At 72.1% G+C, this 25,838-nt stretch carries 31 protein-coding genes; 16 read left to right on the top strand and 15 right to left on the bottom strand.

Going from position 1 to position 25,838, the window contains the following annotated elements; translation table 11 throughout:
* Nucleotides 1–4: 4 nt before the first annotated feature.
* From A6F73_RS24755 to A6F73_RS24765, 3 genes are all read right to left on the bottom strand, one after another.
* On the bottom strand, nucleotides 5–592 hold the full coding sequence (locus A6F73_RS24755) for a TetR/AcrR family transcriptional regulator (RefSeq protein ID WP_063349804.1): 588 nt from the start codon (nucleotides 590–592) through the stop codon (nucleotides 5–7).
* Between the two features lie 106 nt (nucleotides 593–698).
* On the bottom strand, nucleotides 699–1,136 hold the full coding sequence (locus A6F73_RS24760) for a GNAT family N-acetyltransferase (RefSeq protein ID WP_063349805.1): 438 nt from the start codon (nucleotides 1,134–1,136) through the stop codon (nucleotides 699–701).
* 82 nt (nucleotides 1,137–1,218) lie between these two features.
* Nucleotides 1,219–1,605, bottom strand: coding sequence for a nuclear transport factor 2 family protein (locus A6F73_RS24765; RefSeq protein WP_063349806.1), 387 nt, complete (start codon nucleotides 1,603–1,605; stop codon nucleotides 1,219–1,221).
* Nucleotides 1,606–1,797: 192 nt separating this feature from the next.
* On the opposite strand from A6F73_RS24765, the gene A6F73_RS42565 reads away from it, so the two are divergent.
* Nucleotides 1,798–3,042 carry a hypothetical protein gene (locus tag A6F73_RS42565; protein WP_208869114.1) on the top strand — a complete coding sequence of 415 codons (1,245 nt, stop codon included), beginning with the start codon at nucleotides 1,798–1,800 and terminating at the stop codon, nucleotides 3,040–3,042.
* A 344-nt stretch (nucleotides 3,043–3,386) separates the two neighbouring features.
* Here A6F73_RS42565 and A6F73_RS24775 read toward each other — a convergent pair whose 3' ends face one another.
* The gene (locus A6F73_RS24775; protein WP_063349808.1) at nucleotides 3,387–4,139 is read right to left on the bottom strand and encodes a glycine-rich domain-containing protein; all 753 of its coding nucleotides are present in this window, start codon (nucleotides 4,137–4,139) and stop codon (nucleotides 3,387–3,389) included.
* Nucleotides 4,140–4,374: 235 nt separating this feature from the next.
* On the opposite strand from A6F73_RS24775, the gene A6F73_RS24780 reads away from it, so the two are divergent.
* Nucleotides 4,375–4,878, top strand: a complete 504-nt coding sequence (locus A6F73_RS24780; protein ID WP_063349809.1) for a DUF3592 domain-containing protein — start codon at nucleotides 4,375–4,377, stop codon at nucleotides 4,876–4,878.
* Between the two features lie 27 nt (nucleotides 4,879–4,905).
* On the opposite strand, the gene A6F73_RS43350 is transcribed toward A6F73_RS24780, so the two are convergent.
* Together A6F73_RS43350 and A6F73_RS24790 are read right to left on the bottom strand one after the other, a co-directional pair.
* Nucleotides 4,906–5,094 (bottom strand): DUF397 domain-containing protein, encoded by a 189-nt coding sequence (locus tag A6F73_RS43350; RefSeq protein ID WP_063349810.1) that lies wholly within the window; start codon nucleotides 5,092–5,094, stop codon nucleotides 4,906–4,908.
* A 46-nt stretch (nucleotides 5,095–5,140) separates the two neighbouring features.
* Nucleotides 5,141–5,968, bottom strand: a complete 828-nt coding sequence (locus tag A6F73_RS24790; RefSeq protein WP_063349811.1) for a helix-turn-helix transcriptional regulator — start codon at nucleotides 5,966–5,968, stop codon at nucleotides 5,141–5,143.
* A 125-nt stretch (nucleotides 5,969–6,093) separates the two neighbouring features.
* Here A6F73_RS24790 and A6F73_RS24795 point away from each other — a divergent pair, with 125 nt between their 5' ends.
* Together A6F73_RS24795 and A6F73_RS24800 are read left to right on the top strand one after the other, a co-directional pair.
* Entirely contained in the window at nucleotides 6,094–6,831 is a 738-nt protein-coding gene (locus A6F73_RS24795; RefSeq protein WP_063349812.1) for an SDR family oxidoreductase, read from the top strand.
* A 14-nt stretch (nucleotides 6,832–6,845) separates the two neighbouring features.
* Nucleotides 6,846–7,322, top strand: a complete 477-nt coding sequence (locus A6F73_RS24800) for a nuclear transport factor 2 family protein (RefSeq protein WP_063349813.1) — start codon at nucleotides 6,846–6,848, stop codon at nucleotides 7,320–7,322.
* 33 nt (nucleotides 7,323–7,355) lie between these two features.
* Here the strand turns inward: A6F73_RS24800 and A6F73_RS24805 are convergent, their stop codons facing one another.
* The 3 genes from A6F73_RS24805 to A6F73_RS24815 all read right to left on the bottom strand — a co-directional run bounded on the left by A6F73_RS24805 (nucleotide 7,356) and on the right by A6F73_RS24815 (nucleotide 8,808).
* Nucleotides 7,356–7,652 (bottom strand): DUF397 domain-containing protein, encoded by a 297-nt coding sequence (locus A6F73_RS24805; RefSeq protein WP_063349814.1) that lies wholly within the window; start codon nucleotides 7,650–7,652, stop codon nucleotides 7,356–7,358.
* A 92-nt stretch (nucleotides 7,653–7,744) separates the two neighbouring features.
* Nucleotides 7,745–7,933: a DUF397 domain-containing protein gene (locus tag A6F73_RS24810; RefSeq protein WP_063349815.1), complete on the bottom strand. Its 189-nt coding sequence runs from the start codon at nucleotides 7,931–7,933 to the stop codon at nucleotides 7,745–7,747.
* Nucleotides 7,930–8,808 carry a helix-turn-helix transcriptional regulator gene (locus A6F73_RS24815; RefSeq protein WP_079136348.1) on the bottom strand — a complete coding sequence of 293 codons (879 nt, stop codon included), beginning with the start codon at nucleotides 8,806–8,808 and terminating at the stop codon, nucleotides 7,930–7,932. Before A6F73_RS24815 ends, A6F73_RS24810 begins: the two co-directional genes overlap by 4 nt.
* Nucleotides 8,809–8,927: 119 nt before the next feature.
* Between A6F73_RS24815 and A6F73_RS24820 the strand changes: the two genes are divergently transcribed.
* A complete protein-coding gene (locus A6F73_RS24820) occupies nucleotides 8,928–9,389 on the top strand; it encodes an ATP-binding protein (RefSeq protein WP_063349816.1) in 462 nt (153 codons plus the stop codon).
* Here A6F73_RS24820 and A6F73_RS39550 read toward each other — a convergent pair.
* Nucleotides 9,286–10,455: a DUF998 domain-containing protein gene (locus tag A6F73_RS39550; RefSeq protein ID WP_347878551.1), complete on the bottom strand. Its 1,170-nt coding sequence runs from the start codon at nucleotides 10,453–10,455 to the stop codon at nucleotides 9,286–9,288. The genes A6F73_RS24820 and A6F73_RS39550 overlap by 104 nt on opposite strands.
* Before the next feature lie 162 nt (nucleotides 10,456–10,617).
* Here A6F73_RS39550 and A6F73_RS24830 point away from each other — a divergent pair, with 162 nt between their 5' ends.
* Together A6F73_RS24830 and A6F73_RS24835 are read left to right on the top strand one after the other, a co-directional pair.
* Entirely contained in the window at nucleotides 10,618–11,049 is a 432-nt protein-coding gene (locus A6F73_RS24830; protein WP_063351496.1) for an Rrf2 family transcriptional regulator, read from the top strand.
* Nucleotides 11,050–11,145: 96 nt separating this feature from the next.
* Entirely contained in the window at nucleotides 11,146–11,883 is a 738-nt protein-coding gene (locus A6F73_RS24835; RefSeq protein WP_063349818.1) for an SDR family oxidoreductase, read from the top strand.
* A 90-nt stretch (nucleotides 11,884–11,973) separates the two neighbouring features.
* On the opposite strand, the gene A6F73_RS24840 is transcribed toward A6F73_RS24835, so the two are convergent.
* From A6F73_RS24840 to A6F73_RS24850, 3 genes are all read right to left on the bottom strand, one after another.
* A complete protein-coding gene (locus tag A6F73_RS24840) occupies nucleotides 11,974–13,047 on the bottom strand; it encodes a serine hydrolase domain-containing protein (protein ID WP_063351497.1) in 1,074 nt (357 codons plus the stop codon).
* Between the two features lie 503 nt (nucleotides 13,048–13,550).
* Nucleotides 13,551–14,495: a hypothetical protein gene (locus A6F73_RS24845; RefSeq protein WP_063349819.1), complete on the bottom strand. Its 945-nt coding sequence runs from the start codon at nucleotides 14,493–14,495 to the stop codon at nucleotides 13,551–13,553.
* Nucleotides 14,492–15,025: a SigE family RNA polymerase sigma factor gene (locus A6F73_RS24850; RefSeq protein ID WP_063349820.1), complete on the bottom strand. Its 534-nt coding sequence runs from the start codon at nucleotides 15,023–15,025 to the stop codon at nucleotides 14,492–14,494. Before A6F73_RS24850 ends, A6F73_RS24845 begins: the two co-directional genes overlap by 4 nt.
* A gap of 105 nt (nucleotides 15,026–15,130) precedes the next feature.
* Between A6F73_RS24850 and A6F73_RS24855 the strand changes: the two genes are divergently transcribed.
* A complete protein-coding gene (locus A6F73_RS24855) occupies nucleotides 15,131–15,892 on the top strand; it encodes an alpha/beta fold hydrolase (protein WP_063349821.1) in 762 nt (253 codons plus the stop codon).
* Between the two features lie 19 nt (nucleotides 15,893–15,911).
* Here A6F73_RS24855 and A6F73_RS24860 read toward each other — a convergent pair whose 3' ends face one another.
* Complete coding sequence (locus A6F73_RS24860) at nucleotides 15,912–16,508, bottom strand: MarR family transcriptional regulator (RefSeq protein ID WP_063349822.1); 597 nt, start codon at nucleotides 16,506–16,508, stop codon at nucleotides 15,912–15,914.
* Nucleotides 16,505–18,253 carry an MFS transporter gene (locus A6F73_RS24865; RefSeq protein WP_244293692.1) on the bottom strand — a complete coding sequence of 583 codons (1,749 nt, stop codon included), beginning with the start codon at nucleotides 18,251–18,253 and terminating at the stop codon, nucleotides 16,505–16,507. The genes A6F73_RS24860 and A6F73_RS24865 overlap by 4 nt, the downstream gene beginning before the upstream one ends.
* Nucleotides 18,254–18,930: 677 nt before the next feature.
* Between A6F73_RS24865 and A6F73_RS24870 the strand changes: the two genes are divergently transcribed.
* The 8 genes from A6F73_RS24870 (at nucleotide 18,931) to A6F73_RS24905 (ending at nucleotide 25,804) form a co-directional block, all read left to right on the top strand.
* Nucleotides 18,931–19,902, top strand: a complete 972-nt coding sequence (locus A6F73_RS24870; RefSeq protein ID WP_079135974.1) for an urea transporter — start codon at nucleotides 18,931–18,933, stop codon at nucleotides 19,900–19,902.
* Between the two features lie 90 nt (nucleotides 19,903–19,992).
* Entirely contained in the window at nucleotides 19,993–20,298 is a 306-nt protein-coding gene (locus A6F73_RS24875) for an urease subunit gamma (protein WP_063349823.1), read from the top strand.
* Between the two features lie 3 nt (nucleotides 20,299–20,301).
* The gene (locus A6F73_RS24880; protein WP_063349824.1) at nucleotides 20,302–21,192 is read left to right on the top strand and encodes a hypothetical protein; all 891 of its coding nucleotides are present in this window, start codon (nucleotides 20,302–20,304) and stop codon (nucleotides 21,190–21,192) included.
* Nucleotides 21,193–21,216: 24 nt separating this feature from the next.
* On the top strand, nucleotides 21,217–21,615 hold the full coding sequence (locus A6F73_RS24885) for an urease subunit beta (protein WP_063349825.1): 399 nt from the start codon (nucleotides 21,217–21,219) through the stop codon (nucleotides 21,613–21,615).
* Complete coding sequence (gene ureC, locus A6F73_RS24890; RefSeq protein ID WP_063349826.1) at nucleotides 21,615–23,339, top strand: urease subunit alpha; 1,725 nt, start codon at nucleotides 21,615–21,617, stop codon at nucleotides 23,337–23,339. The genes A6F73_RS24885 and ureC overlap by 1 nt, the downstream gene beginning before the upstream one ends.
* Before the next feature lie 80 nt (nucleotides 23,340–23,419).
* Entirely contained in the window at nucleotides 23,420–24,091 is a 672-nt protein-coding gene (locus tag A6F73_RS24895; protein WP_244293694.1) for an urease accessory UreF family protein, read from the top strand.
* Between the two features lie 97 nt (nucleotides 24,092–24,188).
* Nucleotides 24,189–24,809, top strand: a complete 621-nt coding sequence (ureG, locus tag A6F73_RS24900) for an urease accessory protein UreG (protein ID WP_063349828.1) — start codon at nucleotides 24,189–24,191, stop codon at nucleotides 24,807–24,809.
* Entirely contained in the window at nucleotides 24,806–25,804 is a 999-nt protein-coding gene (locus A6F73_RS24905; protein ID WP_079135975.1) for an urease accessory protein UreD, read from the top strand. The genes ureG and A6F73_RS24905 overlap by 4 nt, the downstream gene beginning before the upstream one ends.
* Nucleotides 25,805–25,838 lie beyond the last annotated feature (34 nt).

Consider the following 25,838-nt stretch of genomic DNA (forward strand, 5'->3'; position numbering starts at 1 on the left):
GGGGTCAGGTCGGCGGCAGGAGGTGGGTGAGCAGGGCCGTTTCCAGGTCGCGCAGCGGGAAGGCGGGGTCCTCGGCGGCGAGGGTGAGGCCGCCGCGGATGCCGGCGAGGAGGAGCAGGCGGGCGCCTGCCGGGTCGGGGACGTGGCAGGCGACCAGGGCTTCGTCGAGGGCCTGGAGGAGGTCGGCGGAGGCGAGGTCGGCGCCTGCGGCGACGAGGACGGCTCGGGCTTCGGGGTCGGCGAGCAGGGCGGAGACGGCCCGGCTCTCCTCGATCTCTTCGGGGGCGGTGTCCAGGCCGAGCAGGGCGGAGCGGACCAGGAGTCGCAGGGTGTCGGCGGGGCTGTCGGCGGGCTGGGCGGCGAGTGCCGCGCGGGTCCGTTCGCGCCAGCCGTCGGCGATGTCGGTCAGCAGGCCGTCCTTGCTGCCGAAGTAGCGGGAGGGCAGTCCGTCGGCGACGCCGGCCCGGGTGGCGACTTGGCGCAGGGTGGTGGCGCGGTAGCCCTGTTCGGCCATGAGCAGGACGGCGGCGCGCCGGATCTTGGCGCGGGTCGCTTCGCGGACGGCCGCCGAGGCCTCAGGCGTGCGGGGCATGGGGGTGTCCCGTTTTTGGTTGAACCATTGTTCAATATAAACACACGGCAAAGGTCCGCGTCACGCCCGGCGCGGGCCCGGGGAGTCGGAGGTGGCAGGGCGGTCGCTAGCCCAGTTCGTAGCGGACGATCTCGTCGGTCACGGTGGTCACGACGAAGCCGGTCTTCGTCAGGACCCTTCCCGAGGCGGGGTTGCCGACGCGGTGCTCGGCGGTGACCCGCGGGGTGCGGTGGTGGGCGAGGAACCGGCGCACCGCTGTGGTGGCGTAGCCGTGGCCCCAGGCGTCCTCGCGCAGGATGTAGCTGAGGCTGCCCGTGTGGCCGGTGATGCGGAGTCGGACGATGCCGATCAGGTCGTCGTGGACGTCGATGCCGAGGACGCGTGCGGTGCGCGGCCGGTGCGCGTCGGCCTCCCGGGCTTCGCGCACGTAGTCGTGGGCCTGGGCGGCGGTCATCTGGCCGAACCACAGGTCGGCGACCGACCGGCCGCTGTAGATCCGGCGGACGGCGTGGGCGTCGGCCGGCCGCAGCCCGCGCAGGTGCACCCTTCCTCCAACTCGTGGCGCTGGCCCGGGGCTTCCGCTCGCCGAGCGGGAAGCCGGCGGGAAGCCCCGGGCCCTTGGCGGCTCAGGCGAAGATGAGGCGGAAGATCTGGTTGTAGACGAAGAAGCCGCCGGGCTGGCCGGGGATCGGCTGCAGGTTGAACGTCTCGGCGAACTGCATCGGCTTGTCGAAGGCGTTGTCGATGACGAGGCCGCCCGTGACGGTGACCAGTACGCCGCCGCCCGGCGCGGGCTGCGCGTCGTTGCTGGACACCGCGTGCTTGACGGTGGCCAGTTCGGGCGTCGTCAGCTTCGCGAGGATGTTCTGCTGCCCCTGGACCTGGGCGTTCTCCCAGGTGAGCATCGACTCGGGCCGGTAGAGGCTGGTGAGGTTGCTGCGCCCCGCGATGCCGGAGTCGAAGGTGTTGTAGTAGTGGGACACGAACGAGTTGGCAATGGCGTTGAAGTCCATGCGCGGAACGTACCAGTCCACTCACAACGGGTGTGTGTCGTTTGACAGATCCGGCCGGGGCTGCTGAGGGGTGGGCCGGGTCGCCTTCCGGGCGACGGGTCCTCGGCGGTGGCTGTGTGGCTGCCGTCCGGGATGCCGCGCGGGGCGTCGCCCGGGTTGCGACGCAAGCGAACGGTATCGGAGGGTGGTCGCATGGATACTCTTCGCGTACAACCCTCGCGGCCCGCCCGTCGGCGGCGTCTCGCGCTCCTCGCGCTCCCCGTGACCGGTGGCCTGCTCGGTGCTGCCCCCGCCTCCGCGCCGCAGCAGGTAGCTCCGGTGGACCTGCGGACCGTCGTGATGGCCGCCGCCGCCCATGGGCAGCAGGTGTTCTCGGAGGCCGGCACCTCCTACTTCACGGTGCCCGCCGGGGTGGCCGAGGTCCTCGTCCAGGCCTGGGGCGGCGGTGGTGGCGGCGGTGGGGGAGGCGGTGGGGGCGGGGGTGCCGGAGGGGGTGGCGGCGGTGAGGACTCCACCCTCGGGTCGTACGGCGGTGGTGGTGGCGGTGGCGGCGGCGGGGGTGCCGGAGGGGGTGGTGGCGCCGGCGGGGGCAGCGGCTTCTACCTCGCCTGCCGGGTCCAGACGTCCCTCCTGGAGCAACTGCCCCCGTACGGGCAGCTGCCGGGAACCGTCGCGGTACGCGTCGGACGGGGTGGTGGAGGTGGGGCCGCGGGGTCGGGTTCGGGCGGGGGTGGCGGCGGTGCGGACACCGAGAACGGCGGCAGCGGGGGGTCGGGCTCCACCGGTCTCACCGGCGGGGTCGGTGTGGAGGGGTTCAGCAGCGGCGTGTTCTTCGAACTGCCCTACCCGGATGCCGACGGCGAACTCGTGCTGCAGCCCTTCGCCGCGGCGGCCGGCGGTCGGCCCGGCGGCGGCGGACCTGGCGGACCCGGCGGCGGTGGCGGCGGGGGAGGCACCACCGGGCGGTCGAGCGGCTACCCCGGAAGCGGCGGATCCGGCGGCCAGGGCGGACCTGGCAGCGCCGGGGGAGCGCAGAGTCAAGGCTCCGACAGTGTGTGTGAGGGGAAGGCGACCGATGCCGTCATTGGCGCGGACGGTGCGCAAGGGAAGGGCGGTGGGGCGGGCTACTCCGGTAGCGCAGGCAATGACGGAGGCCAGGGGCGGGGCGGCTACGGCGGAAACGGCGGCTACGGCTCCTCCGGCGGAGGTGCGGGCGGTGCGGGCGCGACGCTCTCGGCCGCCACACCCGCCCCGCCGGCCGGAACCGGCACGGGAGGTGCGGGCGGAGCCGGCAGCGGGGGCGGCGGGGGAGGAAAGGGCGGCAACGGTGACGACGTCGTCGTCAACGACAACACCCCCGGCAGCCCGGGCGGAGCCGGCGCCGACGCGACCGGGGGCACGCAGGGGACGCCCGGCTACGTGATCATCAGCTGGTAGCCCGACGGTCGGCCGCCTCGCGACGGGGCGTGGACCACGTGTGGGCCGGGGCTGCGTGAACGCCGCCCCGGCTCGCCCGGTGGGGTCGGGGGTCCGGCAGCCGGCTCTCCACGGGGGCGCCGACGCGTCGTCGTCAGTGGTAGGGAGCCCGCGTGACGGTCGCAGTCGGCGCAGTGGGGGCCACGGTCGCCGAGTGCATTGGCGCCGGGTTCCTCTCCAGCACGGTCTTGTCCCGTGGTTCGGTAGTGACGCGCCAAAACACGGTTCCCGGTATTGGGCTGCTGCGGTACCGACCGGATCCCCTGTTCGGTGCCGTCTCGGCTCGGCCTTGTGAAGTCGGGCGCTCAGAACGACCAGTGGATGAGCGCGTACCCCGGTGCTCCGGCCTCGCCGGGCGAGGTGCCACTGACGCCGGACTGGCCGCCCGGCCCGCCGGTCGCGGCGTCTCCCGGGTTGGCGCTCCCGGTGTTCGCGGGCTGGCCGCCCGTGCCGCCGGGTGAGACGGGGTTCGGGAAGAGCGCGCTGGTCGTGCTGCCCCCGGCCGCGCCGGGGCGTACGAAGCCGCCGCCGCCCAAGGGGGTTTCGGCGGGTGCGGTGCCGCCGCCCCCTGCGCCGCCGCCGGCGTACGAGCCCGGGAAGCCCCCGTTCGACGTGAAGCCCCCGCCGCCGCCCTGGGCGGTGGCCAGCACCGTCGAGCCGATCGCGATGGTGCTGCTGGTGCCGCCGGAGCCCACGGCGCCGACCGCACCGCCCGCGCCGCCGGTGCCGATGGTGATGGTGACCTGCTCAAGGGGGAGCACCGTGATCGCGCCGTGCACGTATCCGCCGCCGCCCCCGCCCCCACCGCCGGTCACGGGCGCGGTCGAGGTGCCGCCGGCGCCTCCGCCACCGGCGCCCCAGGCGTCGATCAGCAGGCCGGTGACGCCGACGGGGACGGTGAAGGTGGTGGTCCGGGTGAACTCGCGCACGCCCGTGGTGGCGTGGGCGGGGGCGGTCCCGGCGGCGAGGGTGGTGGCGGAGACGGCGAGCGCGGTCGCGCAGGCGGCCAGTGCGGCCCTGCTCCGCCGACGGTGTGTCGTGGTCGGGGCGGATGTCATCGAGGTGTTCCTCCGTGTCGCTGCCCTGGCCGGGCGTGGGCGGGTGGGCCTGTGGGTAGTCCACGCACCATCCTTCGCTCCCGGGGCGAGCCGTGCACCAGGTGTTACGCCGGATGACCGGGGGCCGGGCCCTCGGTGGATCTCGATCAGAGGTTTTCCCTGCTCGGAAGCCGGTGTCGGTGGGTGCGGGTAGCGTGAGCGCACGTGGGCAGTTGGGCCGACACCGGGGGGATCGATGGAGAACGCGCCGGACCACGGCCGGACCGTGCGGAACGGTTCGCTCGCGATGATCGGCCTGGGGGTCCTGCTGTTCGTCCTCAGCCTGGTCTACCTGATACCGCACGACATGGGGGTGACGTCGGCTCTCCGCAGCCGCGGCGTCCACGTGTCGGCGGTCGTCACCGAGTGCACTGAGGTTAGCGCGCCGCAGGACAACCCGGCGGGCAACGCCCACTGCCGGGTGCGGTTCACGACGTCCGAGGGGGCGCCCGTCGAGACCCAACTCGCCTACGTCACCGACACCGTCAAGGCCCGCGACACTGTGACGGTGGTGTACGACCCCCGGCACACCGACACCGCCGCCCTTGCTTCGAGCATCGGATTCTGGAACTCGCTGGGCCGGAACGTGCTCGATGTGGTCGCACTGGTCGCGTCGGTCCTCATGACCTTGCTGGGCCTCGCGGTCCATCTCGCGTACCGCCGGCTCACCCGGGCGCGCAGACGGCCCACCGCTCTTTAGGCGGTGAGCCGTTGAGGGGGAAGTCGATCAGGCCTCGACGGTGGCGGCGAAGGCCACGAACGCCTGCCAGGCGGCGGGGGTGAAGGCGTGGTGGGGGCCGGAGGCGTCCTTGGAATCGCGGACGAGGACAGCCTCGGTCGTCTCGGCGACCTCGATGCACCGGCCGCCTTCGTTGCTGCTGTGGCTGCTCTTGAACCAGACGAGTTCGTTGCTCACCGCTCCCCGTGGCGCGAAGCGGTCCTCAGACTCGCCTGCTGCGTGATCACCTACCGACGCGTGTGGCGTGCACGGAGCCGAGCAGGCTGAGTGCCTCGGCGCTGGGGCTGCCGTGTTCGGCATGGTAGATGATCAACTGCTGGCCGGGGGCGTCCCGCACGTCGAATGCGTGGTGGGTGAGGGTCATGCCGCCGACGTCCGGGTGGTGGATGTGCTTGTGTTCGCGGGTCTTGCCGCGCACGGTGTGGGTGTTCCACAGTCGGGCGAAGTCCTTGCTGCGCGTGCTGAGTTCGCCGACGAGAGCCCGTAGGCGCGGACTGCCCGGGTCGACGCCGGACGCCTGGCGCAGGTGCCCGACCACCGTCTCTGCCGTCCGCTCCCATCGGGGGTGGAACGGCCGACCTGCCGGGTCGAGGAAGAGCATGCGGGCCAGGTTGTCCATCGCTTCGAAGGGGGAGTACAGGGCCTCGGCCAGGGCGTTGGCGGCCAGGATGTCCAGGATCGGGTTGATGACGAACGCCGGAGTGCCGGGGTAGCCGTCCAGCAGGACGCGCAGGGCGGGGGCGACCTGGTCGGTGGCGGCGACGGGCCGCTGGGACGGCGCGGTTCCGGACAGTTGGTGAAGGTGCGCCTGGGCGTCGGTGTCCAGCAGCAGCGCGCGGCTGAGCGCGTCCACCACCTGCGCGGACGGGTGGCGTTCACGGCCCTGTTCCAGCCGGGTGTAGTAGTCCGCGTTCACCCCTGCCAGTACGGCGACTTCTTCGCGGCGCAGCCCGGCGACCCTGCGCACGCCATGGCTCGGCATCCCGACCTCGTCCGGCCGCACGGCCGCACGGCGCGCCCGCAGGAACTCACCCAGCTGGTTGTCGGTCATGTGCCCAGGCTAGGCCGCGGGCCCGGTGTGCTGCCTGGGTGTACCGCACCCAGGCAGCACACGGCCTGGGCCGCCCGGAACACCTCGCCCAGACTCGGTGCCCTACCGAGAGACAAGGGGCAGTCATGCCGGACCGGACAATCAAGGTCGTAGCGATCACCGGTGCCAGCAGTGGGATCGGCGAGGCGACCGCCCGCCGGCTCGCCGCCGACGGCCACCGCCTGTTCCTGGGAGCACGGCGCACCGATCGCCTGGACCGACTCGTCACGGAGATCACCGCCGCGGGCGGCACGGCGGCGGCCCGGCGCCTGGACGTGACCGAGGCCGCCGACGTGCGGGACTTCGTGGCAGCGGCCGAAGAGCGGTACGGCCGCGTGGACGTGATGGTCAACAACGCCGGGGTGATGCCGCTGTCGCCGCTGGAGGCGCTCAGGACGGAGGAGTGGGATCGCATGATCGACGTGAACCTGCGGGGTGTCCTGCACGGTATCTCCGCCGCCTTGCCCGTGATGCGCGCCCAAGGTGGCGGGCACATCGTGAACATCGCCTCCGTCGGCGCGTACGAGGTCTCTCCCACCGCTGCCGTGTACTGCGCCACCAAGTTCGCGGTCCGTGCGATCTCCGAGGGCCTGCGTCAGGAGTCCGCCGGTGACGTCCGGGTCACCCTGGTCTCGCCGGGTGTCACGGAGTCCGAACTCGCCGACGGCATCGCGGACCCGGCCGCCCGGGCGGCCATGCGGACGTACCGCGCCGTGGCCCTGCCGGCGTCCGCGATCGCGGACGCCGTCGCCTACGCAATCTCCCAGCCGCCGTACGTCGACGTGAACGAGATCGTCGTTCGACCTGCGGCGAGCGCCCAGTGACGGAAGGAACCGGAATGCTGCACACCCCCGCTTTCGACGACCTGGCGCGCAGAGTACGTGACCTGGAGGACCGGGACGCCCTGCACGCCCTCATGATCCGCGGCTGGCGGGCACTGGACCGCAAGGACTGGCGGACCTGGTCCGCCTGTTGGGCCGAGGACGCCGTGCTGGAGTTCGGGCCCTGGCAGCGAACCCAGGGGAGGGAGGCCATCCGCGCGAAGGTGGAGGAGGCCGAGTCGGCCTACACGAGCATCCAGCACCACATCCTCAACATGCACGTGGACGTGGCGGGCGACCGGGCGACCGGCATCGGGTACATGTGGTTCGTCGCCGTCACCGCTCCGGGGAGGACCTCTGCCCCCTACTCCATGGGCGGTCCCTACGACTGGGAGTTCCGCCGTGACGGGGACGGATGGCTCTTGGCCCGGCAGCGGCTCGGGGTCTTGTGGACCGACGGCGAGGACACCCTGCGAGCCTTCGAACCGGAGTGACCGGAGTGACCGGAGTGACCGGAACTATGCTGATCAGGCCTCGGCGGTGGCGGCGAAGGCGACGAACGCCTGCCAGGCGGCGGGGGTGAAGGTGTGGTGGGGGCCGGAGGCGTCCTTGGAGTCGCGGACGAGGACGGCCTCGGTCGTCTCGGCGACCTCGATGCACTGGCCGCCCTCGTTGCTGCTGTGACTGCTCTTGTGCCAGGCGACCTCGACGCAAGCACCGCCTTCGTTGCTGCTGTGGCTGCTCTTGAACCAGGCGATCTCGATGCAGGCGGTGCCCTCATTGCTGCTGTGGCTGCTCTTGAACCAGACGAGTTCGCTGCTCACTGCTCCCCCTAAATCCGGGATGGCGCGGTCAGCTTGACGGTACGCCAACGGCCCGCCGCCCGGTAGGCGGTGGGCCGTTGGGAGGACGTTGATCAGACCTCGGCGGTCGCGGCGAATGCCACGAACGCCTGCCAGGTGGCCGGCTCGAAGGCCAGCTGCGGGCCGCTCTTGTCCTTGGAGTCGCGCACGTGGATGACGCCGGTTGTCTCGGCGACCTCGACGCAAGCTCCACCCTCGTTGCCGCTGTAGCTGCTCTTGAACCATGCCAGCTCGGTGCTCATCGTTCTCCCAGGATCTTCTCGATCAAGGCCAGGGACTCCTCGGGACCAAGGGCCTGCGCCCTGAGGATGTTGTAGCGCGCGTTCATGATCCGGACTTCCTCCGGGTCGGCGATCAGCCTACTGCTCGTCTGTACCTCGATGTAGGCGTGCTGAGGCCGACCCTTTGGTGCGATCAGAATGAACGGCCCGCCCATTCCGGCGTGCTCGGCTCTGTCCAGGGGCAGCACCTGGATGACCATGCCGCGGGTCCGCCCGATCTCCAGGAGTCGGCGGAGCTGGGCTGCATGCACGTCCCACCCTCCCAGGGGTCTGCGCAGCACGCTCTCGTCGATCACCCAGCTGAACATCCCCCGGGGCCACCGGGTCAGTACCTCCTGGCGCGCCATTCGCGCGGCGACCCGCATCTCGATCACCTCTTCTGACAAGGGGGGCTGCCTCATCGCATAGACAGCTCGGGCGTGCTCTTCGGTCTGGAGCAGCCCAGGGATGTCGAGCGTGGCGAAGTCATGGGACTCGATTGAGTCGACCTCCAGGGTTGCGTAGCCACGAAACCAGGCCGGGTGCCGCAGCCGCGCCTTGGCCCGCGCCCGCATCACGTCGTCCTTCGTGATGGCCAACAGGCCGCCGGCGTTGAGGACTTTGTCCGCCGCCACCAGGAACTCCGGCTGCGGGGTGCGCTTTCCGCGCTCGACCGCGCCGATCAAGTGCTCTCCGTAGCCGACGCGTTCGCCGAGTTCCTTCTGCGTCATCCCGGCCCGCTCCCTCAGGAGCTTGATCTGCTTCCCGATGGCGCGGAAGAAGTCCGACACCTCGCTCAGGTCCTCCTGCAGTTCCGTGCGAACGTCGTCCGACTCGATGTTGCGTCCTGCGCCCATCGCGACCACCCCGTTAGTGATTCGGCCACACGAACAAAAGCTGTCCGCACCCGGACAGGCACTCTCCGTACTCCCCGGATGCATGGTCAGCGTACGTCCGCGCCGTCACGATTTTTTCCATGACGACCGACATCCCCCTCGACAGCCCCCGCCGTCACACCATCACCCTCGCCGCCACCCCCAAGGGCGCCGCCATCTGCCGGCGCATCACCAGGCGTCAACTGACCACCTGGGGGCTGAACTTGTCCCACACCGAGCCGTACTACTCGGCGCTCCTGATCGTCGCGGAGCTCGCCGCTAACGCGACTACCCATGGCCGCGTTCCGGGGCGCGGCTTCGAGCTTCACCTCTGTCTCACCACCACCGTGCGCCGGGGCACAACCTTGCGCATCGAGATCTCGGACTGCCGGGGCGACCGCTTCCCGGCTCTGCCCGCCGTCCTCGCCCCCAACTCCCAGTCCGGGCGCGGCCTCACCCTCATCGACGCCCTCGCCGACCGCTGGGGCACCATCCCCCGCCACCCGAACGCCAAGACCGTCTGGGCCGAGCTCGACCTCCCCATCGCCCCCGATGCGTCCTGAACCCCGCCATAGCCCGGGCAGCGCGACGCTCTGCACCCTCCTCCCGTTCGCCCTCCTCCTCGCGCTTCTCGCCTGGATCCACCCCCTCACCGCGCACCACCCCCCGAACCGCCACCCCCGCCCCGTCGCCACCTCCACCCCAACCACCCCGTAAAGCAAGAGGAGTGGGAAGTCGGCCCCGCCGACTTCCCACTCCCCGGGTTTGTTCCGCCGCCTGGGCGAGCAGGGCCAGCCAGACACCGACCAGGAGCAGGTGGATCCGCTGCGGGATGCCCTGACCGCCGGGGTGGCCGAGCAGCGGGCCGACGGTGGCGATCGCCGCGGCCATCGCGGCGGGCAGCAGCCAGGGGCCCCAGCGACTGATCGACGCGAGTTCTGGCGCGCGGTCTCCGCTGCGGCGGGCCGCGAGGATGAGCAGTGCCATCGCCAGGAAGAGGAACAGGTGCACTAGCGCGCTGGTCAGGGTGTGCAAGGGATGGACTGCCTCGCAGTCGGGTTCCACCGACGGTGCGCAGCTCATCGGCAGCGCGACGTCGGCGAGCGAGCACATGCCGAAGCCGGCCATGGCCCACCAGCCGCCTGGCCTTCCGGCGGACGGTCGGGCCACGAACAGTGCGGCAGCGGTGACCAGCGTCGCCGTAACCACCTCGATCGAGGCAAACAAGTGGCGGAACGGCTGGTCGGCGGCGTAGAGCTCACTGACGTAGGAGTTGGCCGGGTCGATCCCGGTCGGCAGCAGGAACTCCAGGACCCAGTCGTTGTACGTGATCGCCGCCGCCCACAGCAGAACGCGGGGCGCAGCCCAACGGCGTGCACTCGGCGCGTCGGCCGTGTCGGGTGGTCCAGGGTGCTGGTCCATGCCGCTCCGGGGTACGGGCGGTCGGCTAGGTTGCGCCGGACCGCAGTGGCAGTTGACCGGACCACAGTGGCAGTTGAGCAGCGTTCCGAACGTGGGGACGCTACAGCGAACGGGGGGACTTGCCGGGGTAAGTCCAGCCTGCGGGTGGCCCCGGCAGAGCCAAGCTGACGGCGTGGGGCAGAGAGTTCCTCGTGATCGTGCACACATGAAGTGCGGTGCCTACATCGTGGACGGGTCGGATCAACTGAGACAGCGGTAGGCATCCGTTCGGGCCGCGCCCGGCCAGTACCTCCTGCTCGACTCCGCCGGGGCTTGTCGTAGGCCGATGTAACTATTACAGTTACGACATGGAGAGGGGTGATGGGCGGCATGAGCGCGAACAGTAGGTTGACCGTCGCCGCGCACGCCCTGACCTGGATCGGGCTGTACCAGCGCCGTGGCCACGAAGTCGCCACCTCCGAGCAGATCGCGACGAGCGTCAACACCAACCCGGTGGTGATCCGCCGCCTGCTGGCCCAGCTGCGCAAGGCGGGCCTGGTCGACTCGCGAAGGGGTGCCGGGGCCGGCTGGACGCTGTCGCGGGACCTGTCGGCGATCACCCTGCTCGACGTCTACGAGGCGGTGGAGCCGGGGCCGATCTTCGCCCTGCACCCCGCCACGCCCGACTCCGAGTGCGTCGTGGGTCACGGCATCGCTCCGGTGATGGCGGCCGTCTACGGCGGGATCGAGGTCACCCTCCGCCGGGAGTTGGCGGGGACCACGCTGGAGGATGTGCTGCGCGACGTGCTGAAGGCCGCCTAGCCTCGGCCGTGGCAGTGCTTCCTGTGCCGCTTCCCGCGCCGCTTTTTGTGCCCAGAAATGTAACAAGAATAGTTACGTCAAGATTCGGAGAATCTCATGGGACAGCTGGACAACAAGACCGCCCTCGTCACCGGCGCCTCCACCGGCATCGGCCTGGCCATCGCCCGCCGCTTCGCGGCCGAGGGGGCGACCGTCTACCTCACCGGTCGCCGCGAGGCCGAACTGGCCGCCGCCGTCGAGCAGGTCGGCAGCCGGGGCATCGGCGTCCGGGGCGACGTGTCGAAGCTCGACGACCTCGACCGGCTCTTCGCCGAGATCACCGAACGCAGCGGCCGGCTCGACATCGTCGTGGCCAACGCCGGCCTCGGGGACTTCGGCCTGCTCGGCGAGATCACCGAGGAGGAGTACGACCACACCACCTCCGTGAACCTCAAGGGCACGGTCTTCACCGTGCAGAAGGCGCTCCCGCTGCTGTCGGCCGGCGCCTCGGTGATCCTGCTCTCGTCCAGCGCGGCCCTGCGCGGCGTCCCGGGCCTGGGCGTCTACGCCGCCACCAAGGCCGCGATCCGCAGCCTCGCCCGCACCTGGGCCACCGAACTCGCCGGCCGGGGCATCCGGGTCAACGCCCTCACCCCGGGCCCGGTCGCGACCCCCGGGGCCGACGAGCTGCGGGCGGCGTACCCCCAGGTCGATCAGGCCGTCGCCACGACCCCGCTCGGCCGCATCGGCCGACCCGAGGAGGTCGCCGCCACCGCCCTCTACCTGGCCGGGGACCAGAGCTCCTTCACCACCGGCGCGGAACTGTTCGTCGACGGCGGCGTCACCCAGCTCTAGGGGTTTCACCTCGGGGCAGAACCTGAGCGGAGTGGAAAGCGGAGTGGGAAGTCGGACCCGCCGACTTCCCACTCCCTCACCGGACTTCGGTCAGCGGCACAGGGCCGTGTCCACGACGTTCTCGACGTGCTCCGAGCCGGCGGCGTCCGGCGGGACGGTGGTCACCGCGATGTTGACGGCGCGGCCGTCGTCCGTCGCCCCGCCCCGGGTCTCGTAGCCGGGGATGTCGCCGCCGTGGCCCCAGTAGACGCCGCCGCAGGACAGCGGCCGGCTGATGAGCCCCAGGCCGTAGGCGGCGCCGCTGTCGCCGATGGGGACGGTGGTGCGCATCTGGGCGAGCTGGGCCGGTTGCAGGAGGCGGCCGCCGAGGAGGGCGGTGAAGAACTGGTTGACGTCGGAGTTGGTGGAGATCATCTGGCCCGCCGCCCCGCCCGCGGAGGGGTCCATCTCGGTGAAGTCGATCAGGTGCCCGTCGGCCGCGTCCTTGCGGTAGCCCTGGGGGTGGGCCTCGCGGATGGTCCGGTCGCCCTGGGCGGGGTAGTAGGTGTGCCGCAGGCCGAGGGGCTTGATGATGCGCTGGTCGATCTGCTCGGCGATGGGGCGGCCGGTGACCTTCTGGACGACCAGGCCGGCGAGCACGTAGTTGGTGCTGCTGTACTTGAAGCTCGCCCCCGGGGCGAAGTCGGCCTTGTGCTGGAAGGCGATGTCCAGCAGGTCGCGCGGCTCGAAGTACCGGTGCTGGAGGGAGGGTTCGTCGAGGTCTCCCTCGTAGTCCGGGAGCCCGCTGGTGTGCTGGAGGAGCTGGCGGACCGTGATGTGGCGCCCGTCGATGCCGTCGCCGCGGACCAGGCCCGGGAGGTAGGTCTCGACGGGCTCGTCGAGGCCGATCTTCCCCTCGCCGACCAGCTGCAGCACGACCACCGCCGTGAACGTCTTGGTGTTGCTGCCGATCCGCACCTGGCCGTCGACCGGCACCTTCGCGCGGGTGGTGACGTCGCCGACCCCCGCGGTGTAGGTGCGGGTGCGGCCGTCACGGCTCTGGACGCTGGCCAGCGCGGCGGGCAGGCCGTCGTCGCGGACCAGCGCGTTCAGCCCCTGCTGGACGCTGTCCGGGCGGGGGGCGGCGGCGGCCGTGGACGGCGCCAGGGCGGTGCCCGCGGTCATGACGCCGACGGCCACCGCGGCCGCCGCCGCCACGACGACCCCGCGCCGACCGGCCTGCGGGCGCCGGAAGGAAAGCCCGGAGGAAAGCCGGGACGAACGCCAGGAGGAAGGTCGGGAGGAAAGCGGCTGCCACATCTGCTCACGCACGAGTCAACTCCGGTGCAATCAAGGGGAGGCCGGGAAGTCCTCCCCGGCTGTGATCGCCAGTCTGCTCGGGCGGCCCGTTGATGACCTCCCTCGACCGGGGGAGCACTTTCTCCCACGTTTCCGCGATGCGCACCGACCGCCCCGCACGCTGACCGCCCCGCACGCTGACCGTCCCGCACGCTGACCGTCCCGCACGCTGACCGTCCCGCACGCTGACCGTCCCGCACGCCGACCGCCCCGCGCACCGACGCGGGGCCGGCCCGCCGGGGGAGCGGGCCGGCCCCGCGGGCCTGGTCGGGCGGTCGTGGCCGCCCGGTCGTGTTCAGCCGGTCGTGTTCAGCCGGTCGCGCCGACCGCTACTCGGACAGCATCTTCACGCCGGCGTCCGGCAGCTTGGCGCCGTTCTTGTCGAAGAACTGCCACGACGTCACCTTCTTGCCCGGCTGCTCGGGGACCACCAGCCGCTGGTACGGGGAGTCCCCGACGGCCTTCAGCCACGGCTCCATGACCGTGCCGTCCGACCAGGTCACCAGGACCTTGCCGACGTCCGGGCCGAGGGCCATCACGGCGAGCTTGATCGGGAGCGGACCGGGCGTGCCGGACTTGTCCCGGGCGCCCATCAGGCCGCCGCTGAACGTGTCGGCCATCCGCGGGTCGAGGTGGCCCGGCGCCGGGTAGCTGCCCGCGTTGTCGTGCGGCTGGCGCACCCCGTCCAGGGTGACGTAGTCGTTCACGACGTCCTCGTTGGGCTGCCAGTACTGCTGGACGTACGCCTCCGTCGGCTTGTCGAGCGAGGAGTCGACGGCGTGGCGCTCCTCCCAGACGGCCACCGCCTGCTCGTACGCCCGCTCCTTCGGGGCGACCGGCCAGAGCGCCGTCCAGAGCTTCCACGTCTTGCCGTCAGGGGTGTTGCCCTGGGCGAGCGTCACCCGGACCGGGGTGAATGGGTCCCGCTCGGCCGTCGCCGTGCCGGACGGCTGGGCGGCCGGGCCGCCCCCGGTGCCGCCGCCGGGACCGCCGTTCGCCGGGACGAGCGCCTGGGCGCCGCTGCTCGCGGGGGAGCTGTGCAGACCCGCCATCGTCCCGCCGCCCAGCACCACCACCGAGGCCAGTGCGAGCGCGCCGACCACTGACCGGCGACGGCGCCGGATCCGGCGGCCGCCCGCCATGATGTCCGCCATCGGCGCCGGGCTGATCTTGGCCCCGGCCGCCACGTCCGCCAGGCCGAGTCCGACCCACACGTCGCTGTCGTCGCCCGCCGCGCCCATGCCGACCGTCCCGCCGTTGCCGCCCGCGCTCATACCGCACCTCCGATGCTCGTCATGCCCTTGATTTCCTTCAGCGCTGCGGCTCCCCGCAGTCTCGCGATCCCCTTGGCCGCGTGGCTGCGTACGGCGCCCGTCGAGCAGCCCATCGCCTCGGCGGCCTGACTGTCGCTCAGGTCCTCCCAGTAGCGCAGCACCACGGCCTCGCGCTGGCGGGCCGGCAGGGCGGCCAGCGCCGTCATCAGCGCGCCGCGCTGGTCGGAGCGGGCGTAGCAGTCCTCTGCTCCGGCCTCGTCCGGCACGGCGTACACCAGCAGCTCCGGCGCGCGGCGGCGCCAGCGGCGGGCGTGTTCGTTCACCAGGATCCGCCGTACGTAGCTGTGCGGATCGCCGGCCCGTCGCACCTTCGCCCAGGCCGCGCAGGCCTTCTCCGCCGCGGACTGCACCAGGTCCTCGGCCGCGTACTGCTCCCCGGCCAACAGGTACGCCGTCCGCAGCAGCCGTGGCCAGGCCCCGACGATGAACGCCTGGAACTCCTCGTCCCGGTCGGTCTTCGTGCCTCCCATGAGCACCTCCTCACCCACCTAGAGCCCGGAAGCGGCCCAAAGCGCTTACTCCCTCCGATCACCAAACCGGTTGGCGTCCCCCAGAGGCGTCGATACGATCCGCGGATGATCCTCTCCCATGACGTATCTCATGACCTGCCGGGCGACCGCCCCACCGTGGTGCTGCTGCACTCGTCCGTGTGCGATCGGAGGATGTGGGACCCGCAGTGGCAGGGGCTGGTCGACGCGGGCTACCGGGTGATCCGGGGCGACTTCCGGGCCTTCGGCGACACGCCGCCGGCCGACGCCCCGTACAGCGACGCGCAGGACGTGCTGGCGCTCCTCGACCACCTGGGCGTCGAGAGCACCGCGCTGATCGGAGCCTCGTACGGGGGGAAGATCGCCATGGACGTGGCGGCGCTGCGCCCCGGGGCCGTCACCGCGCTGGCCCTGCTCTGCTCCGGGGCGGCCGAGCACGTCGCCGGCGACGCCCTGATGTCCTTCGCCGCGCGGGAGCGGGAACTCCTCGCGACCGGGGACGTCGAGGGCGCCGTCGAGCTCAACGTCGAGACCTGGCTCGGCCCGGAGGCGGGCGACGAAGCCCGCGAACTCGTCCGCCGGATGCAGCGGCGCGCCTTCGAGGTGCAGGCGGACGCCGAGATCGGCCCCACCGACGACGAAGCGGACCTCTCCCGGATCACGGCGCCCTGCCTGGTCGTGACCGGCGGCCACGACGTGGACGACTTCCGGCAGATCGCCGACTCCTTGGCGACCCGGATCCCCGGCGCCCGCCGGCTCGAACTGCCCTGGGCCGGCCACTTCCCCGGCCTCGAACGGCCCGAGGAGACCTTCGAGTTGCTCACCGGATTCCTCCGCGAGACGGCGTAGGCGCCCGAGGAGCGCTGCCTCAGCCGGCGGAGTCGCGCCGGTCGGGGCAGGGCGGGTCAGGGCAGGCCGGGTCGGGGCAGGACGGATCGGGGCAGGCTTGGCCGGGGAAGGCCGCGTCGGGATCGTCCAGCAGCAGCTCCAACAGCGGTACGGCCGCCTCCAGTTGACGGCACTGCTGCGGGGTGAGCCGCGCGCTGCGGCGGGCCAGCAGGGCGGAGCGCTCCCGGCGGATCCGGGTGATCGCCGCCAGGCCGGCCGGAGTGAGTTCGAGCAGCTGGGAGCGGCCGTCCAGCGGGTCGGGGGTCTTGGCGATCAGGCCGTCGGCGGTCAGCGGGGCGATCGTGCGGAGCACGGACGGCACGGCCACCCCCTCCCGCGCGGCGAGTTCGCCGAGCCGCAGCGGGCCGTGCACCTCCACCCGGGCCAGGGCGGAGAGTTGGGCGACGGTGAGGTCCTGGCCGCCGGAGGCGCGGGCCATCTGCCGGTTGAGCCGGCCGATCGCCAGGCGCAGCCGGACGACGGCCTCGGCGGAGAGACCGGCCCCGGCCTCGGCCTCGGCGTCGGTCGCGGTGTCGGTCGCGGTGTCGGCGTCGGTCACGGCATCGTGCCCGGTCATGGCCTGCGGGCCTTTCCGCGTGGTGCGGGCCGGCCCGCACCGGGCCGTTCAGCGGGCTCGCCCGCGCCCGGCCGGGTGCGGCCGGGCCGGCGCGGCCCGGTCCGCTCGCGGACCAGTGAGGCCGCTGCGGCGACCAGCGACATGGCGATCGCCAGCCAGAACACCACGACCAGGCCGTCGTGGAAGGGGCCCGAGATCAGTTGCGGGAAGAACTCCCGGCCGGTCAGCGTCCGGGCGTTGGCCGCCGGTAGCATGCCGAGCACGTGCGGGCCCAGCAGCTGCTGGATCGGGTTGTACCCGAGGAACGCGGCGAAGAGCGTGCCGACCGGTGGCAGCGAGGCGATGGTGTGCGCGTCGGCGGCGGGCACGCCCTGCGCGGTCAGTCCGGCGGTGAGGGTGTGCGGCAGCGAGCCGGCCAGGCCGGCCACCATCAGCGAGAAGAAGACGCCGATCGAGAGCACCATGCCGGCGTTCTGGAAGGTGGCCCGCATGCCGGAGGCGGCGCCGCGGGCCTCGGCCGGCACGCTCGACATGATCAGCGAGGTGTTGGGGGCCGCGAACAGGCCGCCGCCCAAGCCGTTGAGGAACACCAGGACGGCGAACCACGGGTAGCCGAAGTCGGTGGGCAGGAGCAGCAGTCCGGCGAAGGACAGGGCCATCACCACCAGTCCACCGGAGGCGAACAGCCGGGCCCCGGCCCGGTCGGAGAGGTAGCCCGAGACCGGCCCGGCGGCCAGGAAGCCGACGGTCAGCGGGACGAGGTAGATGCCCGCCCACAGTGGGGTGTCGGCGTAGTCGTAGCCGTGCAGCGGCAGCCAGATCCCCTGCAGCCAGATGATCAGCATGAACTGGAGGCCGCCGCGGGCGATCGAGCCCAGCAGGGTGGCCGCGTTGCCGCCGGCGAAGACCGGGTCGCGGAACAGCGCCAGCGGGAACATCGGCTCGGCGACCCTGGACTCGACCAGGCAGAAGGCGATCAGCAGCGCTACGCCGCCGAACAGCCCGCCCATCACCCAGGGGCTGGTCCAGCCCATGGTGTGGCCGCCGTAGGGCTGGATGCCGTAGGTGATCGCGGCGAGCAGGGCGGTCAGGCCGACGGCGAAGGTGACGTTGCCCCACCAGTCGATCCGGGCGGGCCGCCGTACGCCGGTCTCGCGCAGCGACCGGTAGGCCCAGACCGTGCCGAGGATGCCGATCGGCACGTTGACCCAGAAGATCGACCGCCAGTTCCACTCGGCCAGCAGCCCGCCCAGCACCAGGCCGATGAAGGAGCCGGCGATGCCCGCGACGATGTTCACCCCCAGCGCCATGCCGCGCCGGTGGGCCGGGAACGCGTCGGTGATGATCGCGGCCGAGTTGGCCATCAGCATCGAGCCGCCGATCGCCTGCACCACCCGCCAGCCGATCAGCCACAGCGCTCCCGGCCCGCCGTGCAGCGGGTCGAGGGAGAGGGCCACCGAGGTGAGGGTGAAGATCAGGAAGCCGGCGTTGTAGATCCGCACCCGGCCGTGGATGTCGCCCAGCCTGCCGAGGGTGACCACCAGGACGGCGGTGACCAGCATGTAGCCCATCAGCATCCACAACAGGTAGCTGACGTTGCCGGGTTGGAGCGGGTCGAGGCCGATGCCGTTGAAGATCGCGGGGAGGGAGATCAGGACGATCGAGGCGTTGACGGTGGCGATCAGGGTGCCGAGTGTGGTGTTGGAGAGGGCGACCCACTTGTACCGGGGATGGTCCGCCGCCACGGCTCCGCGGACCGCGCGGACGGGCCGGCGCCTGCCGTTGTTCGGGATCTTCGTCGCCACCGCTGCCCCCAGGTGAGTGGCAGACCGGGGCCGCCAGTCGGAGAGTACTTCGATAGCTTTCGCTAACTAACGATAGTCCGACCACCCCACTGCCGGTAGCCCGCAGGCGTCCCGGAGGCCGCCACCGGCCGCTGGCCGCCGGCCATCGGTCCGCTCCCGCGCTGCCGGGAGCCCGGCGGCCGGTTCGTGCCCGCGGGCCCGCGTCCGCAGGCCCGGCTGCTTTCCGACGCGGCGCATACACATTTCCGCCACATTCCCGCAGCGCTGCGCCGCCTTTTCGCGGCGCCGGATGCCCGAATTGCCTGACCGGGGCGGCTTCGTGTCGAATTCCTTGACATGACCACCTTCTCGTTTTCGTCTGTCGCAAGTAAAACTTCGCAAAGAATGGCTCTCCACAGGGGGGCCGCTGACCTGCGTAATCAACATATTGTTGCAGCTCAGAGGCCTGATGATCACCCTTCGCCATACGGGTGTAACCGGTCGTGTCCGCGCCGACCGGCATTCCGCAGGAGTACGGTTCCGGAGGAATCGCCGGGCGTGCTCGCGAGTAAAGCCGAGCAGCCTTGCGGGACTATTCGCCATGCCGTGAAAAGCCGTACCGGGAATTGGTGCGAAGTATGGGTCAGAAAAAGGGTGAGCCGGGGGCCTCCGAGGCCGCCCGCCCGATATCCCTCAAGTTAGCCGTCGAAGTCCTGCGCGGCGTCGCACAGGTGGACTTCATGCCGTCCGCCGTCTGCGGCCTGTTCTTCGTGGCCGCACTCTTCGCGGCCGGCTGGCGCTACGGCGTCTACGGCCTGCTCGGCAGCGCCGTCGGAACCGCCGTCGCGTACGGCCTGCGGCTGGCGCGCGACGCCGTCGAGGCCGGGCTGCACGGCTACAACGGCTGCCTGGTGGCGCTGGGGTGCGCGGTGTTCCTCGGCCCCGACCACCCCGCCACCGTCGCGGCGGCCGTCCTCGGCGCCGTCGTCGCCGTGGTGGTCACCGCGGGCCTCGGCGCGGTGCTCGACAGCTGGAAACTGCCCGCGCTCACCGCGCCGTTCTGCCTGGTCGCCACCGCGACGACGGCCGCGGCGCCCGGCTTCCGCCACCTGTGGCACGGCACCGGCGCCCCGACCGCCCTGGCCGGGCCGGCCGCCGGCCCGACCGGGCTGACCTGGGACCAACTGTGGCACGGGTTCTTCGCCAACATCGGCCAGATCTTCTTCATGCCCCAGTGGTACGTCGGCCTGCTGTTCCTGGCCGGCATCTTCGCGGCCAGCCGCCCGGCCGGCCTGCTGGCCTGCGCGGGCAGCGCGACCGGGCTGCTCACCGCCTGGGCGCTCGGCGCGCCCGCCGACGCCGTCGGCCAGGGGCTGCTCGGGTACAGCGGGGTGCTCGTCGCGATGGCGCTGTGCGGCGTGTTCGTCGCCCCCGGCGGGTGGAGCGCGGCCTACGCCGTCCTCGGCGCGGCCGCCGCGACCGTCCTGACCCCGGCGCTGGCCGCCGCCACTGCGCCGTTCGGCGGCCACGCCTTCACCTGGCCGTTCGTCCTGACCACCATGCTGTTCCTGGCGGCGGTGCCGGCCATTCCCCGGCTGCGCAGAGTCTGACCGGATTTCGGTAGCCCGAATTCCCGCCCGTGACAGGCGTGTTCATTCGGAGTTCCTGCGGAGTTCCCTCGGAAAGGAAGAGTGATTCCCGTGAATCTCGCCCCGCGTGAGATGGACAAGCTGTACATCTACGTCGTGGCCGATCTGGCCCGCAAACGCCGCGACCGCGGTGTGAAACTGAACTACAGCGAGGCCTGCGCGCTGATCAGCGAGGCGATCATGGAGGGCGCCCGGGACGGGCGCACCGTCGCCGAGTGTATGGAGATCGGCAAGCAGGTCGTCAGCGGCGAGGACGTCATGCCCGGCGTCCGCGAGATGCTGCCGCTGCTCCAGGTCGAGGCCGCGTTCCTGGACGGCACCAAGCTGGTCTCCTGCCACGACCCGGTGGGTGCCTGAGTCATGACGGTACGTCAGGCGGAAGCGGCGACCGGTCCGACGCCCGGGTCGACCTCGGCCCCCACGCCCGCGCCGACCTCGGCCCCGGTACCCGCCGCCACGGTGGTGCTGGCCGGCGGGCACGAGAGCGACGGCGGCCGGGACCTGGCCGCCCTGGTGGAGCGCGAGCCCGCCGTCCACGCCGCGGCCGCCGCCGGCCGGGCGCTCGGCGAGGCCGTCCGCTCGGCGCTGGCCGCCACCGACGGCCCGGTGTGCGTCGTCCCGATGACGCTGGGCCGCGACCCGAAGCTGGTGGCCGACACCGCCCGGGCGCTGCGCTGGCTGGCAGCAGGGGAGGGGCGCGGACGACTCGCCCTGACCGGGGCGTTCGGCGGCAAGGACCACCTCGTCGGCTGGCTGCGGGCCGCGGCCTCCGCCGCCCCCGGGCCCGACGGCGCCGTGCTGGTCACCGCCCCGGCGGCCGGCCCCTTCGAGGACGCGGACCTGTTCCGGATCGCCCGGCTGGTCCGCCAGTACGGCCACCACCGCTGGGTCGAGGTGGCCTTCGCGGGCGGCGACCCCGACCTCGCCGAGGGCGCCGAACGCTGCCGGCTGCTCGGCGCCCGCGAAGTGACGGCCGTCCCGGCCTCGTTCGGACCGGCGCTGCGCACCGAACTGCCCGGGGTGCGGGACGGCGGACCGCTGCTGCGGCCGTCCGCGATCGCCGGCGTCGTCGCGGCCCGCACCGCGGCGGCCCTGCACCTGCTCGGCCACGGCGAGGACGGCATCCTGGCCGGCCTCGATGCCGAGCACGGGCACGGCTACGCCCACAGCCACGGCCCCGGCGGGGACCACTCGCACGGCCACGGCCACGGTGCCACCGGCGGGCACACCCACGGCCACACACATCACTGAACCGACAGAGAGGAAGGGCCCGCCATGTCTGGTGGCGCCACGTACCTGTACGGCGACGACCCGGTGGAGATCAACGCCGGTCGCGCCCAGGTCACCATCACGGTCAGCAACACCGGCGACCGGGCGATCCAGGTCGGCTCGCACTACCACTTCTTCGAGGCCAACCGCGCCCTCGACTTCGACCGCAACGCCGCCTACGGCAAGCACCTGGACATCCCGGCCGGCACCGCCGTCCGCTTCGAGCCGGGCGACACCAAGGACGTCACGCTCGCCGAGTTCGGCGGCCACGGCCGCCTGATCGGCTTCAGCAACCTCGTCGACGGCGGCATCAGGTCGGCCGACACCCGCGCCCGGGCGATCGACCGGGCGATCGCCCTCGGGTTCAAGGGCACCAACCTCGACCACAAGGAAGGCGACCGCTGATGGCCACGCTGTCCCGCAAGCAGTACACCGATCTCTTCGGGCCCACCGTCGGCGACCGCTTCCACCTCGCCGACACCAACCTCGTCGTCGAGATCGAGAAGGACTTCAACCAGGGCCACTACGGCGACGAGGCCGTCTACGGCGGCGGCAAGGGCATCCGAGACGGCATGGCCCAGGACCCGGCCGCCACCTCCGCCCAGGGCGCGCTGGACCTGGTGATCACCAACGTCGTCGTGATGGACGCCGTCCTCGGCGTGGTCAAGGGCGACATCGGCGTCAAGGACGGCTTCATCACCGCCGTCGGCAAGGCCGGCAACCCGCACACCCAGAGCGGCGTGCACCCCCGGCTGGTCATCGGCCCCGGCACCGAGGTGATCTCCGGCGAGCACCTGATCGCCACCGCCGGCGGCATCGACACCCACATCCACTTCATCGCCCCGCAGCAGGTGCAGGAGGCGCTGAGCAACGGCATCACCACCCTCATCGGCGGCGGCACCGGCCCCTCCGACGGCACCAACGGCACCACCTGCACCCCCGGCCCGTGGAACATCCACCGGATGTACCAGGCGGTCGAGGACCTCCCGGTCAACGTCGGCCTCCTCGGCAAGGGCAACGGCTCGCTGCCCGGCGCCCTGCGCGAGCAGGTCGAGGCCGGCGTCTGCGGCCTCAAGGTGCACGAGGACTGGGGCAGCACCCCCGCCGCCATCGACAGCGCGCTCGGCGTCGCCGACGAGTACGACGTCCAGGTGGCCATCCACACGGACACCCTCAACGAGGGCGGCTTCTTCGAGGACACCCTCTCCGCCATCGACGGCCGCACCATCCACACCTTCCACACCGAGGGCGCGGGCGGCGGCCACGCCCCCGACATCATGCGGATCGCCGGCGAGCCCAACGTCCTGCCGTCCTCCACCAACCCCACGCTGCCCTACACCGTCAACTCGGTCGACGAGCTGCTGGACATGGTGATGGTCTGCCACCACCTCAGCCACGACATCCCCGAGGACGTCTCCTTCGCCGACTCCCGGGTCCGCGCCGAGACGATCGCCGCCGAGACCGTCCTGCACGACGAGGGCGTCATCTCGATCTTCTCCTCGGACTCGCAGGCGATGGGCCGGATCGGGGAGTCCTTCACCCGCGCCTTCCAGACCGCCCACCACTGCAAGGACCAGCGCGGCAAGCTCGACGGCGACACCGAGCGCAACGACAACTTCCGCGTCCTGCGCTACCTCGCCAAGCTCACCATCAACCCGGCCATCGCCTCCGGCACCGCCGACCACATCGGCTCGCTGGAGAGCGGCAAGCTCGCCGACATCGTGCTCTGGCCGATCAACTCCTTCGGCGCCAAGCCCAAGATGGTCATCAAGGGCGGCGTCATCAACTGGGCGCTGATGGGCGACCCGAACGCCTCGCTGCCCACCCCGCAGCCGGTCTACTACCGCCCGATGTACGGCGCGCTCGGCCGGGCCAAGCAGGCCACCCGGGTCTCCTTCATGTCGCAGGCCGCCATCGACCTCGGCGTCCCGGCCCAACTCGGGCTGGACAGCCGGGTCCTGCCCGTGCGGCGCTGCCGCTCGGTCGGCAAGCAGCACATGGTCCGCAACGACGCGCTGCCGAAGATCGCCGTCGACCCGGAGACCTACAAGGTCACCCTGGACGGCGAGCCGGCCACCATCGAGCCCGCCCGCGAACTCCCGCTCAACCACCTGTTCTACCTCGCGTGAGCGGCGCTTCGGGGCCCGGCTCTTCCGGACCTGGCTCTTCCGGACCCGGCTCTTCGGGCCCCGGGGGAGGACTCGACGCCCTGCTGGTCAGCCTCCAGCTGACCGACTCCGCCTTCCCCAGCGGCTTCTACACCCTCTCGCACGGCCTGGAGGGCTACGCCCAGGCCAAGGCCGTCACCGCGGACACCATGCCCGACCTGCTCACCGACCTGCTGCGCCACTCGGTCGGCCCCGGCGACGCCACCGCGCTCGCCCTCGCCCACGGCGCCGCCCGGGCCGGCGACTGGGGCCTGCTGGTCGAGGTGGACCAGCGGCTGCACGCCACCAAGCTCAACCGCGAGCTGCGCCTGGCCTCCACCCGGACCGGGCGCCAACTCCTCGACATCGCCCGGGAGTCGATCGGCGGCGAACCGCTGGACCGGTACGCCGAACTGGTCGCCGCCAAGCAGGCCCCCGGCTCCCAGCCGGTGGCCGCCGGAGTCGCCTACGCCTCCGCCGCCGTACCCGTCGACCAGGCCGTCGCCAGCGACCTGTTCGCCTTCTGCACCAGCTTCGTCGGCGCCGCCCTGCGGCTGCGGCTGACCGACCACCGCAAGGCGCAGGTGGTGCTGCGGGCCGCGGCGCCGGTGATCGAGGAGACCGTACGGGCCGCCCTCACCCGGGAGTTGGACGACCTGGGCGGGTGCGTGCCGGTCGCCGACGCGATGTCCGGACGCCACGAACGGGCCGAGGCCCGGCTGTTCGCCAGCTGAACCGCGTCCGGGAGGTGCGGGCGGGCACGGGAGTGTCGCAGCTCCCGCTCCTCCCGGACGCAGAACCAACGTCACACCGCATCAGAAGGAGACAGCAATGACCGAGAACGTGCTCCGCGTGGGCATCGGCGGGCCGGTCGGCTCCGGCAAGACGGCGCTCATCGAGGCCCTCGTCCCGGTGCTGATCGCCAACGGCCACCGCCCGGCGGTCATCACCAACGACATCTACACCCAGGAGGACGCGCAGCACGTGCGTCGCACCCTGGCCGGCGTCCTCGACCCCGAGCGGGTCGTCGGCGTCGAGACCGGCGCCTGCCCGCACACCGCCGTCCGGGACGACCCGACGATGAACCTCGCGGCCGGCGCCGAGATGCTGGAGCGCTTCCCCGACGTCGACACCCTGCTGTTCGAGTCCGGCGGCGACAACCTCACGCTGACCTTCAGCCCCGTCCTGGTCGACCTCTTCCTCTTCGTCCTGGACACCGCCGAGGGCGAGAAGATGCCCCGCAAGCGCGGCCCGGGCATCACCGAGTCCGACCTGCTGGTCATCAACAAGATCGACATCGCCCAGTACGTCCGCGCGGACCTCGGCATCATGGAGTCCGACGCCCACCGCGTCCGTGAGGGCGGGCCGGTCGTGCTCACCAACTGCCTCACCGGGCACGGGCTGGACGAGATCGCCACCTTCCTGGAGACCTTCCGCAAGGTCCCGGCATGACCGTCACCGCGGCCGCGGGGGAAGCGGTTGCGGGGGAAGCGGCTGTGGGGGAGGCCGCCGAGGCCGCCGTGCCCCGGCTCGATCCGCGGCACTACGAGCCGGCCCGCGTCCCGTACGCCGTCCGCCGGTACGCCGGGACGCCCGACACCCTGGGCGTCGGGCGCCCCGGCAAGGTCGGCCTGCTGGAGCTGGCCTTCGAACGGATCGGCGAACGCACCGAACTCACCGGCCACTACCAGAAGTCGCCGCTGCAGATCATGCGCCCGCTCTACTTCGACCCGGCCCGCCCGGACCTCGCCGTCACCTTCCTGATGTCCACCGGCGGCGGCATCCTCCAGGCCGACCGGCTCCGCACCGACCTGCGCTGCGGCGCCGACACCGCGACCCACCTCACCACCCAGGCGGCCACCAAGGTCTACCGGATGGAGTTCGACTACGCGACGCAGCTGGTCAACCTGGACGCCGGCCCCCGCGCCTACGTCGAGTACCTGCCCGAGCCCGTCATCCCCTTCGTCGACTCCCGGCTCTACCAGCGCACCGTCCTCACCGTCGACCCCACCGCCACCGTGCTGGCCGGCGAGACCGTCCTCGCAGGCCGCCTCGCCCGGGGCGAGCGCAACGCCTACCAGGTGTTCGCCTCCGACCTCGAAGTGCGGCGCCCCGACGGTCAGTTGATCGCCATCGACACCGTCCGGCTGGAGCCGCCGGAGGCCGGCGTGACCGGCCCGGCGGTCCTGGCCGGCCACGACGTCATGGCGAGCCTCTACGTCGTCACGCCGCTCGCCCCCGCCGCGCAGGTCGCCGACACCCTGCACGAGGCCCTGGCCGGCAGCGGCCTGCTGCACGGCGTCAGCGTCCTCCCGCACGACAGTGGCGCCTGGCTCCGCCTGCTCGGCTCCGACACCCGCGCCTGCGCCGCCGCCCAGCGCACCGCCTGGGACGCCGTCCGCCGGCTCCTCATCGGCGCCCCGGCCCCGGCCCTGCGCAAGACCTGACCCCGCTCCGTATCTCCCCGTACCTCCCCGAAGC

The sequence above is a fragment of the Streptomyces sp. MJM8645 genome, assembly GCF_001625365.1.
In the GTDB taxonomy this organism is placed as follows: Bacteria; Actinomycetota; Actinomycetes; order Streptomycetales; family Streptomycetaceae; genus Kitasatospora.

Bases quoted from the DNA above. Each gene is read 5' to 3' on its own strand.
- A6F73_RS24755 (WP_063349804.1), bottom strand. From the start codon at position 592: ATGCCCCGCACGCCTGAGGCCTCGGCGGCCGTCCGCGAAGCGACCCGC.
- A6F73_RS24765 (WP_063349806.1), bottom strand. From the start codon at position 1,605: ATGGACTTCAACGCCATTGCCAACTCGTTCGTGTCCCACTACTACAAC.
- A6F73_RS42565 (WP_208869114.1), top strand. From the start codon at position 1,798: ATGGATACTCTTCGCGTACAACCCTCGCGGCCCGCCCGTCGGCGGCGT.
- A6F73_RS24775 (WP_063349808.1), bottom strand. From the start codon at position 4,139: ATGACATCCGCCCCGACCACGACACACCGTCGGCGGAGCAGGGCCGCA.
- A6F73_RS24780 (WP_063349809.1), top strand. From the start codon at position 4,375: ATGGAGAACGCGCCGGACCACGGCCGGACCGTGCGGAACGGTTCGCTC.
- A6F73_RS24790 (WP_063349811.1), bottom strand. From the start codon at position 5,968: ATGACCGACAACCAGCTGGGTGAGTTCCTGCGGGCGCGCCGTGCGGCC.
- A6F73_RS24795 (WP_063349812.1), top strand. From the start codon at position 6,094: ATGCCGGACCGGACAATCAAGGTCGTAGCGATCACCGGTGCCAGCAGT.
- A6F73_RS24800 (WP_063349813.1), top strand. From the start codon at position 6,846: ATGCTGCACACCCCCGCTTTCGACGACCTGGCGCGCAGAGTACGTGAC.
- A6F73_RS24810 (WP_063349815.1), bottom strand. From the start codon at position 7,933: ATGAGCACCGAGCTGGCATGGTTCAAGAGCAGCTACAGCGGCAACGAG.
- A6F73_RS24815 (WP_079136348.1), bottom strand. From the start codon at position 8,808: ATGGGCGCAGGACGCAACATCGAGTCGGACGACGTTCGCACGGAACTG.
- A6F73_RS24820 (WP_063349816.1), top strand. From the start codon at position 8,928: ATGACGACCGACATCCCCCTCGACAGCCCCCGCCGTCACACCATCACC.
- A6F73_RS39550 (WP_347878551.1), bottom strand. From the start codon at position 10,455: ATGTGTGCACGATCACGAGGAACTCTCTGCCCCACGCCGTCAGCTTGG.
- A6F73_RS24830 (WP_063351496.1), top strand. From the start codon at position 10,618: ATGAGCGCGAACAGTAGGTTGACCGTCGCCGCGCACGCCCTGACCTGG.
- A6F73_RS24835 (WP_063349818.1), top strand. From the start codon at position 11,146: ATGGGACAGCTGGACAACAAGACCGCCCTCGTCACCGGCGCCTCCACC.
- A6F73_RS24840 (WP_063351497.1), bottom strand. From the start codon at position 13,047: ATGACCGCGGGCACCGCCCTGGCGCCGTCCACGGCCGCCGCCGCCCCC.
- A6F73_RS24845 (WP_063349819.1), bottom strand. From the start codon at position 14,495: ATGAGCGCGGGCGGCAACGGCGGGACGGTCGGCATGGGCGCGGCGGGC.
- A6F73_RS24850 (WP_063349820.1), bottom strand. From the start codon at position 15,025: ATGGGAGGCACGAAGACCGACCGGGACGAGGAGTTCCAGGCGTTCATC.
- A6F73_RS24855 (WP_063349821.1), top strand. From the start codon at position 15,131: ATGATCCTCTCCCATGACGTATCTCATGACCTGCCGGGCGACCGCCCC.
- A6F73_RS24860 (WP_063349822.1), bottom strand. From the start codon at position 16,508: ATGACCGGGCACGATGCCGTGACCGACGCCGACACCGCGACCGACACC.
- A6F73_RS24870 (WP_079135974.1), top strand. From the start codon at position 18,931: ATGGGTCAGAAAAAGGGTGAGCCGGGGGCCTCCGAGGCCGCCCGCCCG.
- A6F73_RS24880 (WP_063349824.1), top strand. From the start codon at position 20,302: ATGACGGTACGTCAGGCGGAAGCGGCGACCGGTCCGACGCCCGGGTCG.
- A6F73_RS24885 (WP_063349825.1), top strand. From the start codon at position 21,217: ATGTCTGGTGGCGCCACGTACCTGTACGGCGACGACCCGGTGGAGATC.
- ureC (WP_063349826.1), top strand. From the start codon at position 21,615: ATGGCCACGCTGTCCCGCAAGCAGTACACCGATCTCTTCGGGCCCACC.
- ureG (WP_063349828.1), top strand. From the start codon at position 24,189: ATGACCGAGAACGTGCTCCGCGTGGGCATCGGCGGGCCGGTCGGCTCC.
- A6F73_RS24905 (WP_079135975.1), top strand. From the start codon at position 24,806: ATGACCGTCACCGCGGCCGCGGGGGAAGCGGTTGCGGGGGAAGCGGCT.